The following is a 17,533-nucleotide window of genomic DNA, read 5'->3' as shown; positions in this document are numbered from 1 at the left end:
CACATTGACCTGGCCTAACCCACCGAAAGCGGCCCGGCCGACGCAAGGCGTCGACCGGGCCGCGGTGTCACCGGGCGGGGAGGGGCGGTGCGCACCCCTCCCCGCCGGGTGGGTGGTGCGTCGGCCCTCGGCTCAGCCGAGACCGCCCTTGATGGCGCCGATGAGCTCGCCGTTGCTGGTGTCACCGGAGAGTTCCCAGAAGAAGGCGCCACTGAGGCCCTGGTTGTTCGCGTACTGCATCTTGCCGTTGATTGTCGACGGGGTGTCGTAGCTCCACCAGTTGCTGCCGCACTTGGCGTACGCGGTGCCGGCGATCGTGCCGGTGGCCGGGCAGGTGTTCTTGAGGACCTTGTAGTCCTCGATGCCCGCCTCGTAGGTGCCCGGTGCCGCACCGGTGGCGCTGCCGCCCGGAGCGGCCTGGGTGACCCCGGTCCAGCCTCGACCGTAGAAGCCGATGCCGAGCAGCAGCTTGTTGGCCGGGACGCCCTTGCTCTTGAGCTTCTGGATCGCCGCGTCGGAGTTGAAGCCCTGCTGCGGAATGCCGGTGTACGAGGTGAGCGGGGAGTGCGGTGCCGTCGGCCCCTGGGCGGCGAAGGCGCCGAAGTAGTCGTAGGTCATCGGCATCAGCCAGTTGAGGTTGCCGATGGCCCCGGCGTAGTCGGTCGCGTCGATCTTGCCGCCGTTGCTGCCGTCCGCGGTGATGGCGGCGGTGACCAGGGCGTTGGAGCCGAACCGCGACCGCAGCGCGCTGATCACGTTCTTGAACGCGTTCGGGCCGCTGGTGTCACAGGTCAGGCCGCAGGCGTTCGGGTACTCCCAGTCGACGTCGATGCCGTCGAAGACGTCCGCCCAGCGCGGGTCCTCGACCAGGTTGTGGCAGCTCTCGGCGAACGCGGCCGGGTTCTGCGCGGCCTGGGTGAAGCCGCCGGACCAGGTCCAACCGCCGAACGACCAGATCACCTTCAGGTGCGGGTTTAGCTGCTTGAGCTTGCGCAACTGGTTGAAGCTGCCACGCAGTGGCTGGTCCCAGGTGTCGGCGACGCCGTCCACACTCTCCGCCGCCGTGTACGCCTTCTCGTAGTCGGCGTAGCTGTCCCCGATGGCGCAGCGGCCGCCGGTGGTGTTGCCGAAGGCGTACAGGATGTGGGTCAGCTTGGCGGCGGACCCGCTGGTCTGGATGTTCTTGACGTGGTAGTTGCGTCCGTAGACACCCCACTCGGCGAAGTAGCCGACGACCTTCTTGCCGCCCGGGTTGGGCGGGTTGGTGGTCGGCGGCGCCGTGGTGGGCGGTGCGGTGGTGGGCGGCGCCGTGGTGGGCGGGGCCGTGGTCGGCGCGCTCGTGGTCGGCGGGCTGGTCGGGGTGCCGCCACCGCAGGGTGCGCCGTTGACAGTGCAGTTCAGTGGGGCCTTGAAGGCGCCCGTGCCGTTGTAACCCCAGCTGAACGAGGCGCCCGGGGCGAGGCCGCCGGCCCAGCTCTTCTTGACCGCCACGTAGTGGTTGCCGCTGCTCGTCACGTCGGCGTCCCAGGCGCTGCTGATGGTGGTGCCCGACGGCAGGTCGAACTCGACGCGCCAGGTGGCGACAGCGGCACTCGACCCGTTGGTGACGGTCACCCTCGTCTCGTGACCGGTCCCCCAGTCCTGTGCCCTGGTGAACGTGGTGGTGACACTGCCGGCGCCGAACGCGGTGGTCACCGGCACCGCCGCGACGGTCACGGCGACCACGGCACCGGCCCAGAGGGCCCGGCGGAGCGATCTTTTCATGAGGCGTCTCCCGAACTGTTAGGAAACTTTCCAAAAGAGATGGTGAGACGGTACTCACAGCGTCATCACTTCGTCAAGATGCGCATGTTTCGATTTCCCTGATGCGGGGATTGCCGCTACCTCAACCCGCCGCCGGTCCACTGCGGCGGCCGGCGCGTAGCCTCGGGCCATGACCGTCTTCGACATCCCGATCGACGCCCTCAACGGCGGCCCCGCCGAGCTGGCCCGCTACCGCGGCAAGGCGCTGCTGGTGGTCAACGTGGCCTCCCGCTGCGGCCTCACCCCGCAGTACGCCGGCCTCCAGACGCTCGCGGACACCTACGCCGACCGCGGCCTGGTGGTGCTGGGCGTGCCGTGCAACCAGTTCGCCGGGCAGGAGCCGGGCAGCGCCGCCGAGATCAGCGACTTCTGCCAGGTCAACTACGGGGTCACCTTCCCGCTGACCGAGAAGGTCGACGTCAACGGCCCCAACCGGCACCCGCTCTACGCCGCGCTGGTGAACGCCCCGGACTCCGACGGGCACACCGGGGACGTCCGGTGGAACTTCGAGAAGTTCCTGGTGGCCCCGGACGGCACTGTCGCCGCCCGCTTCGCCCCCACCGTCACCCCCGACTCCGACGACCTACGGGCAGCCATCGACAAGGTCCTGCCCGCCTGAAGGCCAAGCGGCCGGGCGCGCGCCTGGCTCCACAGCACCACCTTGCTCACGCTCGAACCTGGTTGTCGTGGCCTCCCCCTTTCCGGATGCCACCACAACCAGGATTGAGCGCGACCCTGCCGGGTCACCACCCGCGACCTTGCCGGGTCGCCGCCGCAGGACGACCGGCCGCCCGCACGAACCGCCGTCACCGTTGAGTGGGATGTCTCCGGGGAGCCGGTCGGCGACAGGCGTGAGCAGTACCGTGTGCGGGGCGGGCCCGCGGCGCGACCAGGTCGCCGGCGGGGCGGCGAAGGCCGCGAGCAGCCCGCGCGGCCACCCGTCGGCGGGTCACCGAAATAACCCACCGGACTGGTCGGGAATGCGTCGTGGGTGGACGGAGTTGGGAACGAGCATGACAACTGTGGGACTGATCGGCAGCGGCAACATCGGCGGCACCCTGGCCCGGCTGGCCGTGGACGCCGGCTACGACGTGGTGCTGAGCAACTCGCGCGGCCCGGAGACGCTGAAGGGCCTGGTTGACGAGTTGGGTGAGCACGCGAGCGCCGGCACGGCACAGGACGCGGCACAGGTTGGCGACCTGGTGGTGGTCACCGTGCCGCTGAAGGCGTACCGCGCGGTGCCCGTGGAGCCACTGGCCGGCAAGGTCGTCATCGACACCAACAACTACTACCCGCAGCGCGACGGGACCTTCCCGGAACTCGACTCGGGCGAGACCACCAGCAGCGAACTGCTCCAGCGGCACCTGCCGGGCTCCCGGGTGGTCAAGGTCTTCAACAACATCTACTACAAGGGCCTGGCCGCGCTCCCCCGGCCGTCCGGCGCCGCCGACCGCAGCGCCCTCGCGATCGCCGGTGACGACGCCGCCGCGAAGGCCGAGGTGACGGCCTTCCTGGACCGGATCGGCTACGACGCGGTGGACGTCGGCCCGCTCGCCGAGGGCTGGCGCTACCAGCCGGACACCCCGGCGTACGGCACGCTCTACTCCGCCACGCCGACCGACTGGGAGCACCCGGCACCGGGCGACGCCGACAAGCTGCGCGCCGCCCTGGCCGCCGCGACCCGCTGAGCGACGCCGCCGTCCTCCCCCCGACCGCCTACCGGGCGGCCGTGCGGAGGGCGGCGGCGAGTTCGTCGTCGTAGCTGGCGATCGGCTGGCCGTCGGAGGCGTACGCGACGAGCCGCCCCTGCGCCATGTTCGCCGAGCGGAACGAGAACGTGCGGCTTCCCGGGTACGCGTCGAGCAGCGGGATGACCCGGGGCGCCCCGCCGGGCGCGGAATAATATTCCAGGCGGGTCACCTGCGGGGAGACCACGCCGTTGACCCGGACCTTTGTCTTCTCGGCGCGGGTGCCGAAGGTGACCGGCGCGTCGGTGCCGTAGGCGGCGCACTCGACCGGGCCCCGACAGACGAAGAAGTATCGCGGGTTGACCACGTCGTCGAGGGCGTACGCCTTGAAGGTGGGGTCCGCTCCGGCGGGCAGCGGCTGCACGGCGAAGAACGCGAGCGCCACAGTGGCCGTGACGCCCACCCGCAACCAGCCCCGCCCACCGGCCGGCCGGCGCGACGTCCGGGTGACGGCGACCGCGACGCCGCCGAAGCCGACCAGGCACAGCAGGCACACCCCGATCGCGCGGGCGTTCTCGAAGAGGAACTGCACACCCGGGCGTGTGGACACCGGGCTGAGCACCGCCCCCAACGAGACGACCATGGCGGCGAGCAGCGCCACGCCGGCGGCGCGTCGGGTGACGCCGGACGCGCCGATCAGCAGCATCGCGGCGAGCACCGGCCACACCTGGTGGTGGGTCCAGGACACCGGGGACGCGGCGACGGTGGCGCAGCCGACCAGCACGGCCGCGTGCCCCGGGCGGCCCCGCACCGCCAACTGTCGGGCCCGCAGCAGCGCCGCCGCGCACACCAGCGCCACCAGAGCGGCCCAGAGCAGGGGCAACGTCGCCTCGTCGACGCCGACGCGCAGCAGCATCCCGTGCAGGGACTGGTTGCCCAACGACGCGAGGTTGCCGATCCGCGAGGTCTGCCGCACCGCCTCGGTCCAGTACGTCCAGCTCTCGGCGGGTAACACCACCGCGGCGAGTGCCGCGCAGGCCAGGAACGTGGCCACCGCGCGGGCGGCGTCGCGGTAGCGGCCGGTGGCGAGGAAGTAGATCACGAACAGCAGCGGGGTCAGCTTGATCGCCGCGGCGACGCCGACCAACATTCCGCGCAGCCGGGGCGGACCGGCCCCCATCCCGTCGAGCAGGGCCATCAGCACGATGAAGACGCTGACCTGACCGAAGCGCAGGTTACTCTGCACCGGCGCGGAGAGCATCAGCACCGTGGCCGCCACCGCCACCACGAGCGGTCGCCGGGACCGCCGGGTGGTCAGCGCGACACCGACCGCCCCGGCGATGGCGACGACCGCCGCGCACGTCGCCACCAGCCAGATCACCTGGAGTACGCCCTCGGGCACGGCGGTGATCGGACCCAACACGAGAGCGGCGAACGGCGGATAGGTGAACGGGCCACCGTTGGCCGCCACGAACGCGTACAGCGGGCGACCGGCGTGCAGATCGGACAGTGCGCCGTAGTAGATGTGCAGGTCGGAGAGGCGGTCCTCGCGCCGCAGCACGAGCACACAGGACACCAGCGCGACGACGACGAAGGCCGCCCACACCAGTGCCACCCGGCGATCCCGCATCGACCGAGGATAGGCGAACGCGACGATCCACGGCGGCCCGCGGCGGGGAGATGCCGGCTGCCTCTGCCCTCGGCAGAACGGACACGGCGCGACCGGCTCCGCTCCCTAACATCGACCGATGGGAACGACGAGCACACCGGCGTACGACGCCCACGCGGACTGGTACGAGGACTTCATCTCCGGCGGCGGCGACTATCTCCGGCGGGTGCACGCCACAGTGGCGAAGCTGCTGGGCACGGGCGAGGGTGTCTGCCTGGACATCTGCTGCGGCACCGGCGCGCACGCACCGGTGCCGGCGGGTCTGGGTTGGACGCCGGTGGGCGTGGACCTGTCCGGCGGGCAGTTGCGGCATGCCAGCGGGCGGTTGCCGGTGGCGCGGGGCGACGCGACAGCCCTGCCGTTCCTCGACGCGTCGCTGCCGGCCGCGATGTGTGTGCTGTCCAGCACCGACATGCCCGACTACCCGGCCGCGCTGCGCGAGGTCGCCCGGGTGCTGCGCCCCGGCGGGCGCTTCGTGCACGTGGGCGTGCACCCGTGCTTCGTGGGCGCGTTCGCCGACTGGGGCCAGCATCCGAGCGTCGTCGTCGACGCGCGGTACGCGGACCGGTCGCGCAGCTTCGACAGTTGGAACACCAACGGCGTCCGGGTACGCGTCGGCGCCTGGCACCTCCCCCTCGCCGACCTGGTCAACACGACAGTGGCGGCCGGTCTCCGGCTGCTCCGGGTCACCGAGGCAGGCCCGGGCGGGGTCCCCGACCTGTTCGGCCTCCTCGCGATCCGAGAGGGGTAGCGACACGTCACCCGCCCCGGCCGACGAGCGGCGATCTTGCGCGGAGGGGCGGGCGGGGGCGGGCGCGGGGAGACGGCACGGCGGGGACACGCCGAGAAACATCTCGTTGGCAACTTGCGTTGCAGTCCCGCGCACGGGACCCTGTTCTCTGGGTTGCCGCCCGCTCACCGAAAGTGCTTCCGGAGGCGACATGTACACGCTCCGTACCCTTCCTCGCCGGCTGCTCGCCGGCTCCGGCGCGCTCCTGGTCACCACCGCTCTCGCCGCCGCCGGCACGTCCACGCCGGCCAGTGCCGCGGCCGGTGTGGACACCGTCGGCTACGTCCGGCTCGCCCACCTCTCTCCGGACACGCCGGCCGTCGACGTCTACCTGGCCGCGCCGGACGCCGCGAAACCGAGGGTCTTCCCCGGGGTCGGCTACGGGGTGGTCTCCGACTACTTCGAGCTGGCGCCCGGCCGGTACGCGGTGGCGATGCGCGAGGCCGGCGCTCCCGCCAGCGACCCCCCGGTGCTCACCACGGAAGTCGCGGTGACCAGCGGCGACGCGTACACGGTGGCCGGTGTCGGCCGGCACGCGGACCTGGGGTTGCGGGTGCTCAACGATGACCTCAGCGCCCCCGCGCAGGGCCGCGCCAAGGTGCGTGTCGTGCAGGCTTCCGTGCGTACCCCGGTGTTGGACGTGGCCGCCGCGGACGGTCCGCTGATCGCCGACGACGTGCAGTTCGCGACCACGACCGAGTATGAGCAGGTCGAGCCGGGCAGTTGGCGGCTGCGGCTGGCGGGTGCCGACGGGCCGAGCACCAACGCCGAGGTGCGGCTCACCGGCGGCGCGGTCTACTCGCTGCTGGTGCTCGACGCCAAGCAGGGCGGGCTGACCGCCGAGCTGCGCCGCGACGCCGAGGGCGGCACCGTCGTTCCGGCCGGTGGGGTGGACACCGGTGCCGGTGGCACCGCCGGCACGGGACTGCCCCCGTACCCCCTGGTGGCCGGCGGGTTGGCCGCGGCGGCCGTCGCGGCGGCCCTGGTGTTCTGGCGTCGGTGGCGGCGCACCACCTGGTGAGCGCCGGGCCGGGCCTGTCGATCCGGCGGCACCGCGACCGTCGGATGCCGCTCGTCGCGTTCGTCGCGGCCGGCGCGGCGGCCTGCCTGGCCGCCGGCACCGGGGTCGGGCTGGCCGGCACCGACGCTCCGCCGCCGGTGGCCAGCTGGCACCCCGGCTGCACCGACGACTGCCCGCCGGTGGCCGCCGTGTCCGTGCCGCAGGGTCCACCCACGCGGGTACGCGTGCCGCGCATCGGCGTCGACTCCGCGCTCACAGTGCTGGGCCTGGACCGCGCGGGCGCGCTGGTGCCGCCGGGCGACTTCGGTGTCGTCGGCTGGTACGGCGGTGGCCCGGCGCCGGGCGACACCGGCCCGGCGGTGCTCGCCGGCCATGTGGACTCGCGGCGCGGCCCGGCGGTGTTCGCCCGGCTCGGTGAGCTGCGCTCCGGTGACCGGGTGGAGGTGTGGCGCGGCGGGCAGCGGCTGTCGTTCCGGGTGACCGGGTTGCTGCGTACCCGCAAGGACCGCTTCCCGACGGAGGCGGTCTACGGGCCGACGCCCGGCGCGGAGCTGCGCCTGGTCACCTGCGGGGGTGACTTCGACAGGCGGCGGGGCCACTATGTCGACAACGTGGTGGTGTTCGCGGTGATCGAGGCCGCCGATCCGGTCCTACCGACGTCCAGGGCGGGCTGAGCGACACATCCAGCTTGATCCACTCGCGTTCCTGAAGATCGGGGTGTCCGCCAGTCGCGGACACCGCGGATTCCGTGAACCCGAGTGGATCAAGGGGTGCGGGACGGCAGCGACGTCAGATTGGGCGGCGGCCGGCGAAGCCGCACTCGGCCCGGTGGTACCAGCGCACGTCGGAGTCCCCCTCCAACCAGCACCAGAGCACGGATCGACCCTCCCGCTCGCCGGGAAAGTCGAGCAGCACCGGCGCGATGCCCTTGACCTGGATGTCGTGCTGGTGCAGCTCGTCGACGACGGCGTGCAGCCGGGCCTCCAACCCCTTCACCTCGGCCAGGCCGCCGAGGGCACTGACACCGTGGTCAGCCAGGTCGACGCGCAGCTCAGCCAGGTCGGCGCGGACCCGGACCAACTCGTCGACGCGCGGTTGCAGGGTGGCCACCAGGTGCCGGGCCTGGGCGAGTGTGAACACCGGGCCAGTATGCGGCACACACCGGGGCACGGCCTGCCCGCGACGGGCGACAGGCCCAGTCAGCCCGGGCGGCCAGCCCGCGGGCAGGCACCTCCGGCCGAGCGACAGGCTCAGTCGGCCTGGGCGGCCAGCTCGCGGGCGCGGTCCCGGGCAGCCTCCAGCGCGGCGAGCAGCGCCGCCCGGACGCCGTGCTTCTCCAGCTCGCGGATCGCGGAGATGGTGGTGCCGGCCGGCGAGGTGACCGCCTCGCGCAACTTGACCGGGTGTTCGCCGGAGTCGCGCAGCATCACCGCGGCACCGACGGCGCTCTGGACGATGAGTTCGTGCGCCACCTGCCGGGGCAGCCCCAGCAGGATCCCCGCGTCGATCATTGCCTCGACCAGCAGGTAGAAGTAGGCCGGCCCGGAGCCGGAGAGCGCGGTGACCGCGTCCTGCTGCGACTCGGGCACCCGCATCGTGTGGCCGAGGGGCTTGAACATCTCCTCGGCCAACGCCAGGTGCGCCCCGGTGGCGTACGCGCCCGCCGAGATCGCCGTCATGGCCTCGTCGACAAGCGCCGGAGTGTTGGTCATCACCCGGACCACCGGGGTGCCCTCGGGCAGTCGGCGGTTGAAGAAGCTGGTGGGCAGGCCGGCGCAGAGCGAGATGACGAGCTTGTCGGCCGGCACCTTGGGGCCGATCTCGTCGAGCAGTGCGGCGGCGTCCTGCGGTTTCACCGAGACCGCCAGCACCTCCGCCTCGGCCACCGCTGTCAGGTTGTCGACGACCCGTACGCCGTAGCGGGCGGTCAGCTCCTCGGCCCGGGCCGGCCGGCGGGCGGTGGCCAGCAGCCGGTCCACCGGCCATCCCGAGCGCAGCAGCCCGGAGAGCATCAACTCGCCGATCTTGCCCGCACCGATGACCGCGACCGTGTGCACCTCGGCTGACATCTCGGCTCGTACCCCCTCGCGTGTGGTCGCGGCGCGGCGGACCCGCCGGCCCGCCGCGCCGCCTACCGGTTGATCAGCTGCCGAAGAAGACCTCGGCCTCGACGTACCGCTCCAGCGGCACGGTCTTCAGCTCGCGGGTGGCCTCCGCGAGGGGCACCCGGACGATGTCGGTGCTCTGCATCGCGACCATCTTGCCCCAGTCGCCGTCGTTGACCGCGTCGATGGCCTGTAGGCCCAGGCGGGTGGCGAGCACCCGGTCGAAGGCGGTCGGGGTGCCACCGCGCTGGATGTGGCCCAGCACCACGGTGCGGGCCTCCTTGCCGGTCTTGGCCTCCAGCTGCTCGGCGAGCCACTGGCCGATGCCGCCGAGGCGGACGTGGCCGAACGAGTCCAGCTCCTGGTTGGCGAGGACCATCTGGCCGTCCAGCGGCTGGGCGCCCTCGGCGACCACGACGATCGGGGCGTACTGGTGCTGGAAGCGCTTCTCGACGTAGCCGGCCACCTGGTCGACGTCGAACTGCCGCTCCGGCAGCAGGATCACGTTGGCGCCGCCGGCCAGGCCGGCGTGCAGGGCGATCCAGCCGGCGTGCCGGCCCATGACCTCGACGACGAGGGTGCGGTGGTGGCTCTCCGCTGTGGTGTGCAGGCGGTCGATGGCCTCCATCGCGATGTTGACAGCGGTGTCGAAGCCGAAGGTGTAGTCGGTGGCGCCGAGGTCGTTGTCGATCGTCTTCGGTACGCCAACCACGTGCACGCCCAGCTCGTAGAGCTTGGTGGCCACGCCGAGGGTGTCCTCGCCGCCGATCGCGATCAGCGCGTCCACACCCTGGGTGGCGAGGTTGTCCTTGATCCGCTCGACGCCGTTCTCGATCTTGAACGGGTTGGTCCGGGACGAGCCGAGGATGGTGCCGCCACGGGGCAGGATGCCACGGACGTCCGCGATGCCGAGGGGCCGGGACAGACCCTCCAGCGGGCCCTTCCAACCGTCGCGGAAGCCCACGAACTCGTGACCGTAGGTGGCGACGCCCTTGCGGACCACCGCCCGGATGACCGCGTTGAGACCTGGGCAGTCGCCGCCGCCGGTGAGCACGCCGATACGCATGATCCGCTCATCCTCCTGGAGCATCAGGTAAAGCCCGAATTGCCCCAGGGTATGTGTCAGATCAGACCATCGGCGCCGTTGCCGGCCCGGGGCGGGCCGTCACTGCGCACTGTAGTCGGCCTGCCGGTACGGCGACAGCGCGCCCCGGGGGGCGACGGATCAGAACGTCACCTCGTGGTTCTCGCCGGCGTTCGGCGGCCGCCCGGTGACCGCGGCCTTCGCGTAGCCGAGCAGGTTGACCACGGCACTGTTCGCCGAGTCCCAGTACTCGGCGGAGCTGGCATGCACCTTGATCAACGTGAGGCCCGGGGTGTCCAGCCCATCGGGGAACCACGCCTTGAGCAGCGGGTTCCACAGCCGCTCGGCCCGTGCCCGGTCGAAACCCTCGGTGGCGGTGCCGGAGATCGACACCCAGGCGTGGTGCTTCTGGTCGGAGAAGGCGACGTTGACCTCCGGGTTGACCCGGAGCTGGCGGACCTTGGCCGAGTCGGCGGAGGCGAAGAACCACAGCTCGCCGTCGAACTCGGCCTCCTGTAGCCCCATCGGCCGGCTCACCTGCCGCCCGTCCAGAGCGGTAGTGGTGAGCATGCAGATCCGCGCGGCCCGGGCCAGCTCGGTGACCCGGGCTCGAGCGTCGGCGGCGCTTGTCGGCTGGTTGCTCATGGCACTCTCCTCCGCTTCGGTTCGTCGAACCGATGCCCGGGACAGAACCGGTCAAACCTACGGCGGCGCGGCCGGCACTCAGCGGGCGGTCATCGCCCGCCAGCGGGCCAGATTGTGCCGGGCGTCGACCAGAGCGTCGTGCCGGGCCGCGTCCGCGTCCGGCAGGGTCGGCCGACCACTGTCGTCCCAGAGCTGGCGCAGTTCCTTCGTGTAACGGGGGATCTCCCGGGGCAGCGCCGGCATCGCACCCCAGAGCTGGGCGAGCACCACGTGGTCGTACGCGGCGTACCACGCCCACAGCTCCAACTGCTCCCCCGGCCGGTCCCGGATCGGCTCGACCAGGAAGTCGTACAGGTCGTCACGGATGCGCTCGCGCGACCGCCAGGCCCGGTCCGCCGGGGACGGCAGCTTGTCCAGCACGTTGCGCCGCACCCAGGGCACGGCACGGGAGTCGTCGAACTCCGTGGAGACCGCGTAGAACTCCCGGCCGTACTCGTCGACGACACCAATCGAGACGAGGTCGACGGTTGTGCCGTCCTCGATGAACTCGCAGTCGTAAAAATAGCGATAGACCATTCCGGCCATCCTCGCCCACCGCCGTCCGGCCGCGCCCGCCGGGGGCGCCGCACCGCTGGTGACAGGCCCGTTCGGCCCTTCGACAGGGGTACGCGGCAGCTCACGACGGTCACGGAAGTGCTTCGAGGGGTGTACAGCAAGCGACCGGACCGTCATGATCTGATGTGTACCGCTACCGGATGCCGAATCGGTGTCAGTTCACCTTGTCAGGGCCATCAGGTTCACCCGGTGAGCGAGTTTGTGGTCCATGACCGGGGAGGGGTTGGACCGTGGAGATGCGCCTGCCGGAGCCGGGTGACGCGCTCACGGGTGTCGAGATGTTCGCTGGCTTGGAGCCCGAGGTGCGGCAGCGCGTCATCGCCGCCGCCGTCCCCCGTACCTACCGCAAGGGTCAGTTGCTCTTCGTCGAGAACGACCCGGGTGAGTCGCTGATCGTGTTGCGCCGCGGCGCGGTGGCCGTCTTCCGCACCGCACCCACCGGCGAGCGCGCCGTGCTGTCGGTGATCCGTCCACCGGACGTGCTCGGCGAGGTCTCCCTGCTCGACGCGTCCACCCGGTCCGCCTCGGCCGAGGCCATCGAGGACTGCGCGGCGCTCGCACTCTCGCGGGGCGCGTTCATGGAGCTGGTGCACTCCAACCCCCGCATCCTGGACGCGGTGATGCGCTCGCTGGGCGGGCTGATCCGCCGGCTCACCGAGCAGAACGCCGACCACGTCTTCCTCGACCTGCCCGGTCGGGTGGCCAAGACGCTGGTCCGGTTGGCCGGCGAGAGCCAGGCGCCGATGATCACGATCGAGCTCAACCAGAGTCAGCTGGCCGAGATGGCCGGCGGGTCCCGGCAGAGCGTCAACCAGGCGATCGGTTCGTTCGCCAGCCGCGGCTGGCTGCGGACCGAGGGGCGCCGGATCGTGGTGACCGACGTGGCCGCGCTGCGCCGTCGCGCCGGCATGAACGACCGCTGACCGATCGGGCCCGGGCCAGTGCGTGTTTCGCGTGCCGCGAGCCACCCCGTGCCCAGACACGGATGTGGCCGGCAGACCCGTGGGTCCGCCGGCCACATCTGGGCTGATCAGTTGTCCGTGTCGTCGGCCGGCGGCGCGCCCGGCCCCGGCCCGATCTTCTTCGGGTCGGTCGGCTTGTCAGCCGTGGACGTGCTCGACGACGTGGTCGTGGTCTTACCCGACCCGCCCCCCTGGCCCTCAGGCTCTTCCACCATGCCCTGCTCCTCCAGCTCGGCGAGAGTGACCGCATCGACGTCTATCGTGTCGCCCGGAGCCCATCGCATACCACCCGGATCGGTCCACGAGGCGGACAGTCGCACCTGCACGGCACTCTCCCTGACATGAAACTTCCTGGTACGGAACACTAACTCCGACCGATCGATGGCGTCGCCCGCCCACACGTCGGGTACCCGACTGGCCCGGGTGGACGCGATACTGACCCATCTCGCCCACGGAGCTGAACATCGACCTCAGGTGTGGACACTGCGCCCGCGCGGCCGGGCCGGACGACCGTTTCTGCGGCGGGTGTGGCCAGCCGCTCGCGGTCACCTGCGCGCACTGCGGGCATGCCAACAGCACCGAGGTCAGCTTCTGCACCGGTTGTGGCCAACCCCTGCGCGACCACGTCGCGGTGGTGCAGGAGGACCGGCGTCAGGTCAGCGTGCTCTTCGTCGACATCGTCGACTTCACCAGCTACGCCGAACGGACCGACCCGGAGCAGGCCCACGGTCTGCAACAGACCTACTTCGCGACGGTGCGACGGATCGTGCACCAGTACGGCGGGGTCGTCGAGAAGTACATCGGCGACGCGGCGATGGCGCTGTTCGGCGCACCGGTGGCCACCGACAACGACGCGCTGCGATGCGTCCGCGCCGGGTTGGAGCTGCAACGCAGCCTGGCCCACCAGCCCAACGGCCCGCAGCCGCCGCTGGGCTTCCGGGTCGGCATCGCGACGGGCGAGGCCCTGGTCGACCTCTCGGCCACCCGCGACGGCGGGCAGGCCTTCGTCACCGGGGACGTGGTCAACACCGCGTCCCGGTTGCAGGCGTTCGCCCCGGCCGGCGGCGTGGTCGTCGACGAGAGCACCTGGTCGGCCACCCGACACGAGATGGAGTACGCCGACCAGCCGCCGGTCACGCTGCGCGGCCGGTCCGCGGTGAGCCGGATCTGGCTGGCCGTGCAGGTCCGGCCGGACCGGGACCTGCGCACGGCCGAGCTGACGCCGATGGTGGACCGGGAGCATGAGCGCGGCCTACTGATCAACGCGCTACACCGGATGGTGACCGAGCGGACCTCCCAGTTGGTGACGGTGTTCGGCCCGGCCGGTGTGGGCAAGAGCCGGCTGCTCCGCGAGCTCGAACGGCACGCCGGCCGACTGCCCGGACCGCCGGTCACCTGGTTGGTGGGGCAGTGCCCGCCATTCGGCGAGAACGTCACCTGGGCCGCGTTGGCGGACATCGTGAAGAGCTGGGTGGGCGTACCGGAGGTCGACGACCCGGCCGCCCTGCGGGAGCGGCTGCGGGCCCGGCTGGGGCAGCTCGCCGACCCCCACGCGACACGGCTGGCCGAGGCACTCGGTCCGCTGATCGGCGTGCCCGGCGAGCGACTCACCCCGGGCGAGACCGAGGCCTCCTGGCGGCGTTTCCTGATCGCCCTGGCCGGCACCGGGCCGACAGTGCTGGCCTTCGAGGACATGCACTGGGCGGACCAGGCGATGCTGGCCTTCGTCGAGCAGTTGGGCGCGACGGCGCGCGGCGTACCGCTGCTGGTCGTCGCGACCGCCCGCCCGGAGCTGCGGGAACGGCACCCGGCCTGGACCGCCACGATCAGCGGCGCGATGTCCATCTCGGTGCCGCCGATGCACGACACCGACATCGACACGCTGTACTCGCTGCTGCTCGGGCAGTCCACTCTGCCCACCGCCGCGCGCACCCCGCTCATCGAGTTCGCCGACGGCAATCCGCTCTACGCCCAGGAGTACGCCCGGATGCTGCTCGACGGCGGGCTGCTCGACGCGGCGCGCTCGGCCTCCCGCCTCGACCCCGACGGTGGGGCGGAGATGCCGCGTACGGTGCAGGCGGTCATCGCCAACCGGCTCGACCTGCTGGACCCGGCCGACCGGGCGGTGCTCCAGGCCGCCGCGGTGGTCGGCGTGCAGTTCTGGGCCGCGCCGGTGGCCACGGCGCTGGGGCGGCCGGTGGAGTGGGTGGAGCGCGCGCTGGACCGGCTGCAACGGCGCGACCTGGTGTACGAGCAGAGCACGTCGACGATGCCCGGCCAGTCCGAGTACCGGTTCCGGCACATCCTGGTGCGGGACGTCTGCTACCAGCGGTTACCACGGGCCGAACGGGTGCTGCGGCACCAGCGCACCGCCGACTGGATGGCGCAGCTCGCCGATGGCCGACAGCACGACCTGGCCGAGGTGCTGGCCAACCACCGCTGGGCGGCGCACGAGATCGCCCGGACCGTCGGGTTGGACACCGCCCCCTACGCCCCGCCCGCGCGGGCCGCGCTGCACCGGGCGGCCCGTCGGGCGTACGAGCTGCACGCGTTGGACACCGCGGCCGCGCTGGTCGGACGGGCGCTGACCCTGGACGTCGGTCCGGACCCGGCGCTTGAGTTGTTCGACGCGGAGCTGGCGTTCTACCGCGACGGTGACGCGTTCCTGGTGGCCGGCGGCACCGACACACTCACCCGGCTGACCGAGCGGCTCGCGGCGGCCGGCGACCGGACGGGTGCGGCGCGGGCGTGGACGCTGCTCGCCACCGCCGCGTGGAGCCGGGCCGACCGTACCGCGACCCTGCACTGCCTGGACCAGGCGATCGGCATCTACAGCGAGCTACCGGACAGTCAGGAGAAGGCCGGTGCCCTGCTGGAGCTGGCCCGGGTGCACATGCTGAACGCCGAGACCGACCCGGCGTGCGCCGCCGCCCGAGCCGCGGCGACCCTCGCCGAGCGGCTCCAACTGCGCGAGGTGCAGGCCAACGCGCGGATCACCCTGGCGGTCGCGCGTTACCTGGCCGGTTCCGCCGAGGCGTACCCGGAGCTGGTCGAGGTGACCGAGCACTGCCGGGTGGAGCGGCTGACCAGTCGACGTCGGGCGGTGCAGAACCTGGCCTGGGCGTTGCAGGAGGAGGGTGACCTGGCCGGCTCGGCCCGGCTGGTGGACGAGCAGCTCACCCTCGACCTGGGCGGCGAGCACAGCCTGGCGACCAGCTTCGCCGACCAGTGGGCGCGGGCGTACTACGCGGGCGACTGGACTGCCGCGTTGGCGATGGCCGCCGAGTCGACCCGCCGGCCGACCGCGGAGTGGGACCTGCACATCGTGGCGGTCTCCGGCTGGATGCGCGGGCTGGCCGGCGCCGGGCCGGACGCGCTGGCGGGGCCGGACGGCACCGCGCCGGCGGGCGGCACGGGTGGGGACCTGGTCGAGCAGGCGCTGGTCGCCGCGCGGCGCAGCGGATTCCACCGGGTGCTGCGCTCCACCCTGGCGCACTCCGCGCTCTGCCGGGCCGTGCAGGGTCGCCGGGACGAGGCGATGGCGCTGCTGACCGAGCTGGACGAGGACTGGCGGCGGACCCGGATGATCCCGTTCGCCGAGTGGGTGCCGGCCGTCGGGCACGTCGCCGGGGTGCTCGGCGTGGACGCGGCCCGGCTGGTCCGGGAGATGCTCGACCGGGCGCCCCGGACGACCCCGTGGGCCCGCGCCGCGGGTCAGGTCGCCGACGCCACGCTGGCCCGGCACGCCGGGGACGCGGCCGGTGCCGCGGACCTGCTGAGGTCGGCGGCGGCCAGCTACGCCCGGATGGCCGACGTGACCGACGAGATCATCACGATGGCGCTGGCGATCGGCCCGCTGACCGAGACCGACCCCTCCGCCGCCGCGACGACCCGCGCCCGCCTGCACGACTTCGCCACCCGCCACCACGCCCCCACCCTGCTGCGCCTGCCCTGACACCAACGCCCCGGTCGGGGACCGTGCCCCAGCGGCCGGAGCGGCCAAGCGGCCGGAGCGGCACCGAGATGGCGCTTGTCGCGCAAGAACGGACAAAGGACCCCGGTCGCGACCTGCGGCGACAGGCGTGACTTTGGAAGACGCGACACAACGCACTCCCGGAACCATGCCCTGACGTGTCACGATTCAGAGCACGGCGTGCGGACGGGCGTCGAGGGTCGCGCCGCGAGGCGCGTTAAGGGGGATGTCCGGGTGTCAGCGGGTGGTGCCCGCCGGGGACGGCGGGACAACGGGCTCGACGCGAACGAGTACGCCGTCGTCGGCGACGTCGATCCGCGCGTCGGCGAGCACCTGCTCGACGTGCTGGCCGCCGGCGGGATCGCCGCCTACCTCCAGCCCTCCGCCGACCTCAACCCGGTCACCCGCACCACCACCGTTCCGGCCCGGCCGGTCGACCGGCTCTACGTCGACCGCTCGCACCTGACCACCGCCCGGGACTATCTGACCCAGCTCGCCGACGAGACCGCCCCCGAGCAGCCGCCCGCCCGCGACGAACCGGACATCGACGCCGAGTGGGCGCGGATCGTGGCCGGCTTCCACACCTCCTCCACGGTTGGCGAGCACCCGTGGCCGGCCTCGGAGGACGTGGACGACCGCGACGCCCGGGACGAGCCGACCACCGGCCCGCTGGCCCGCTCGGGGACCGACGAGCCCGGCCCCACCGCCACCGACATCCGCCGGCTCCCGTCCGCCACCGACTTCTCCGGGATCTCCGTCGGTCGCGACACCCGGGCGGACGAGCCGTCCCTGCTCGACGGGCTGGACACCTTCGGGGCCGATCTGCCCGACGACGAGGACGACGAGGGTTACCACCCGCCCCCACCGCCGCCGCTTCCCCGCATCAGCAAGTACGCGGTGGTCGGTGTGCTCGGCGTGGTCGTCGGGTTCGTGCTCTTCCTCTTTCCGTCGCTGATCCCGGTGGACCGCTCGGCGGTCACCCTGTTCGGGTTCACCGGCATCCTGGCCGGCTTCGTCACGCTGATCTGGCGACTGCGCCCCGGCGACGAGGACGAGGACGACCCGGACAACGGCGCCGTCGTCTAGGGCCTGTGTCAAAGCCCCTGGCCGGCCTGCGGCGGGCCCAGACGACGACTGGCCTCCGCCTCGGCTCGACCGAGGACTTTGACACAGGCCCC

Annotated in this window: 16 protein-coding genes; 8 read left to right on the top strand and 8 right to left on the bottom strand. The window is 72.4% G+C overall.

Features of this window, described 5'->3' with window-relative positions; genetic code table 11:
- Positions 1–132: 132 nt before the first annotated feature.
- The gene (locus AB0A95_RS01595; protein WP_357553629.1) at positions 133–1,764 is read right to left on the bottom strand and encodes a glycosyl hydrolase family 18 protein; all 1,632 of its coding nucleotides are present in this window, start codon (positions 1,762–1,764) and stop codon (positions 133–135) included.
- Between the two features lie 169 nt (positions 1,765–1,933).
- Between AB0A95_RS01595 and AB0A95_RS01590 the strand changes: the two genes are divergently transcribed.
- Both AB0A95_RS01590 and AB0A95_RS01585 read left to right on the top strand, forming a co-directional pair.
- A complete protein-coding gene (locus AB0A95_RS01590; RefSeq protein ID WP_357553628.1) occupies positions 1,934–2,422 on the top strand; it encodes a glutathione peroxidase in 489 nt (162 codons plus the stop codon).
- 394 nt (positions 2,423–2,816) lie between these two features.
- A complete protein-coding gene (locus tag AB0A95_RS01585) occupies positions 2,817–3,491 on the top strand; it encodes an NADPH-dependent F420 reductase (RefSeq protein WP_357553627.1) in 675 nt (224 codons plus the stop codon).
- Positions 3,492–3,519: 28 nt separating this feature from the next.
- Here the strand turns inward: AB0A95_RS01585 and AB0A95_RS01580 are convergent, their stop codons facing one another.
- The gene (locus AB0A95_RS01580; protein WP_357553626.1) at positions 3,520–5,121 is read right to left on the bottom strand and encodes a glycosyltransferase 87 family protein; all 1,602 of its coding nucleotides are present in this window, start codon (positions 5,119–5,121) and stop codon (positions 3,520–3,522) included.
- Between the two features lie 118 nt (positions 5,122–5,239).
- Between AB0A95_RS01580 and AB0A95_RS01575 the strand changes: the two genes are divergently transcribed.
- The 3 genes from AB0A95_RS01575 (at position 5,240) to AB0A95_RS01565 (ending at position 7,645) form a co-directional block, all read left to right on the top strand.
- Positions 5,240–5,911, top strand: coding sequence for a methyltransferase domain-containing protein (locus AB0A95_RS01575; protein WP_357553625.1), 672 nt, complete (start codon positions 5,240–5,242; stop codon positions 5,909–5,911).
- Positions 5,912–6,101: 190 nt separating this feature from the next.
- Positions 6,102–6,971 (top strand): DUF4397 domain-containing protein, encoded by an 870-nt coding sequence (locus AB0A95_RS01570; RefSeq protein ID WP_357553624.1) that lies wholly within the window; start codon positions 6,102–6,104, stop codon positions 6,969–6,971.
- A complete protein-coding gene (locus AB0A95_RS01565; RefSeq protein ID WP_357553623.1) occupies positions 6,950–7,645 on the top strand; it encodes a class F sortase in 696 nt (231 codons plus the stop codon). Before AB0A95_RS01570 ends, AB0A95_RS01565 begins: the two co-directional genes overlap by 22 nt.
- A 115-nt stretch (positions 7,646–7,760) precedes the next feature.
- On the opposite strand, the gene AB0A95_RS01560 is transcribed toward AB0A95_RS01565, so the two are convergent.
- The 5 genes from AB0A95_RS01560 to AB0A95_RS01540 form a co-directional block, all read right to left on the bottom strand.
- Complete coding sequence (locus AB0A95_RS01560; RefSeq protein WP_357553622.1) at positions 7,761–8,111, bottom strand: DUF2203 domain-containing protein; 351 nt, start codon at positions 8,109–8,111, stop codon at positions 7,761–7,763.
- 110 nt (positions 8,112–8,221) lie between these two features.
- Entirely contained in the window at positions 8,222–9,040 is an 819-nt protein-coding gene (proC, locus tag AB0A95_RS01555) for a pyrroline-5-carboxylate reductase (protein ID WP_357553621.1), read from the bottom strand.
- A 73-nt stretch (positions 9,041–9,113) separates the two neighbouring features.
- Positions 9,114–10,142 (bottom strand): 6-phosphofructokinase, encoded by a 1,029-nt coding sequence (locus tag AB0A95_RS01550; RefSeq protein ID WP_357074956.1) that lies wholly within the window; start codon positions 10,140–10,142, stop codon positions 9,114–9,116.
- A gap of 159 nt (positions 10,143–10,301) precedes the next feature.
- Positions 10,302–10,805, bottom strand: a complete 504-nt coding sequence (locus tag AB0A95_RS01545; RefSeq protein WP_357074749.1) for a pyridoxamine 5'-phosphate oxidase family protein — start codon at positions 10,803–10,805, stop codon at positions 10,302–10,304.
- A 78-nt stretch (positions 10,806–10,883) separates the two neighbouring features.
- Positions 10,884–11,381 (bottom strand): polyadenylate-specific 3'-exoribonuclease AS, encoded by a 498-nt coding sequence (locus tag AB0A95_RS01540; RefSeq protein WP_145785522.1) that lies wholly within the window; start codon positions 11,379–11,381, stop codon positions 10,884–10,886.
- Positions 11,382–11,650: 269 nt separating this feature from the next.
- On the opposite strand from AB0A95_RS01540, the gene AB0A95_RS01535 reads away from it, so the two are divergent.
- Positions 11,651–12,343, top strand: a complete 693-nt coding sequence (locus AB0A95_RS01535) for a Crp/Fnr family transcriptional regulator (RefSeq protein WP_007463121.1) — start codon at positions 11,651–11,653, stop codon at positions 12,341–12,343.
- Positions 12,344–12,450: 107 nt separating this feature from the next.
- On the opposite strand, the gene AB0A95_RS01530 is transcribed toward AB0A95_RS01535, so the two are convergent.
- Positions 12,451–12,708: a hypothetical protein gene (locus tag AB0A95_RS01530; RefSeq protein ID WP_357074752.1), complete on the bottom strand. Its 258-nt coding sequence runs from the start codon at positions 12,706–12,708 to the stop codon at positions 12,451–12,453.
- 116 nt (positions 12,709–12,824) lie between these two features.
- Between AB0A95_RS01530 and AB0A95_RS01525 the strand changes: the two genes are divergently transcribed.
- Both AB0A95_RS01525 and AB0A95_RS01520 read left to right on the top strand, forming a co-directional pair.
- Positions 12,825–16,337 carry an adenylate/guanylate cyclase domain-containing protein gene (locus tag AB0A95_RS01525; protein ID WP_357553669.1) on the top strand — a complete coding sequence of 1,171 codons (3,513 nt, stop codon included), beginning with the start codon at positions 12,825–12,827 and terminating at the stop codon, positions 16,335–16,337.
- A 252-nt stretch (positions 16,338–16,589) separates the two neighbouring features.
- Positions 16,590–17,441: a DUF308 domain-containing protein gene (locus tag AB0A95_RS01520; protein ID WP_357553620.1), complete on the top strand. Its 852-nt coding sequence runs from the start codon at positions 16,590–16,592 to the stop codon at positions 17,439–17,441.
- The last annotated feature ends 92 nt before the right edge of the window (positions 17,442–17,533 follow it).

This window comes from Micromonospora sp. NPDC049230, assembly GCF_040647875.1.
In the GTDB taxonomy this organism is placed as follows: domain Bacteria; phylum Actinomycetota; class Actinomycetes; order Mycobacteriales; family Micromonosporaceae; genus Micromonospora.
Note: the sequence above shows the minus strand (reverse complement) of the source record. Positions and strands in the feature narration are given on the sequence as shown.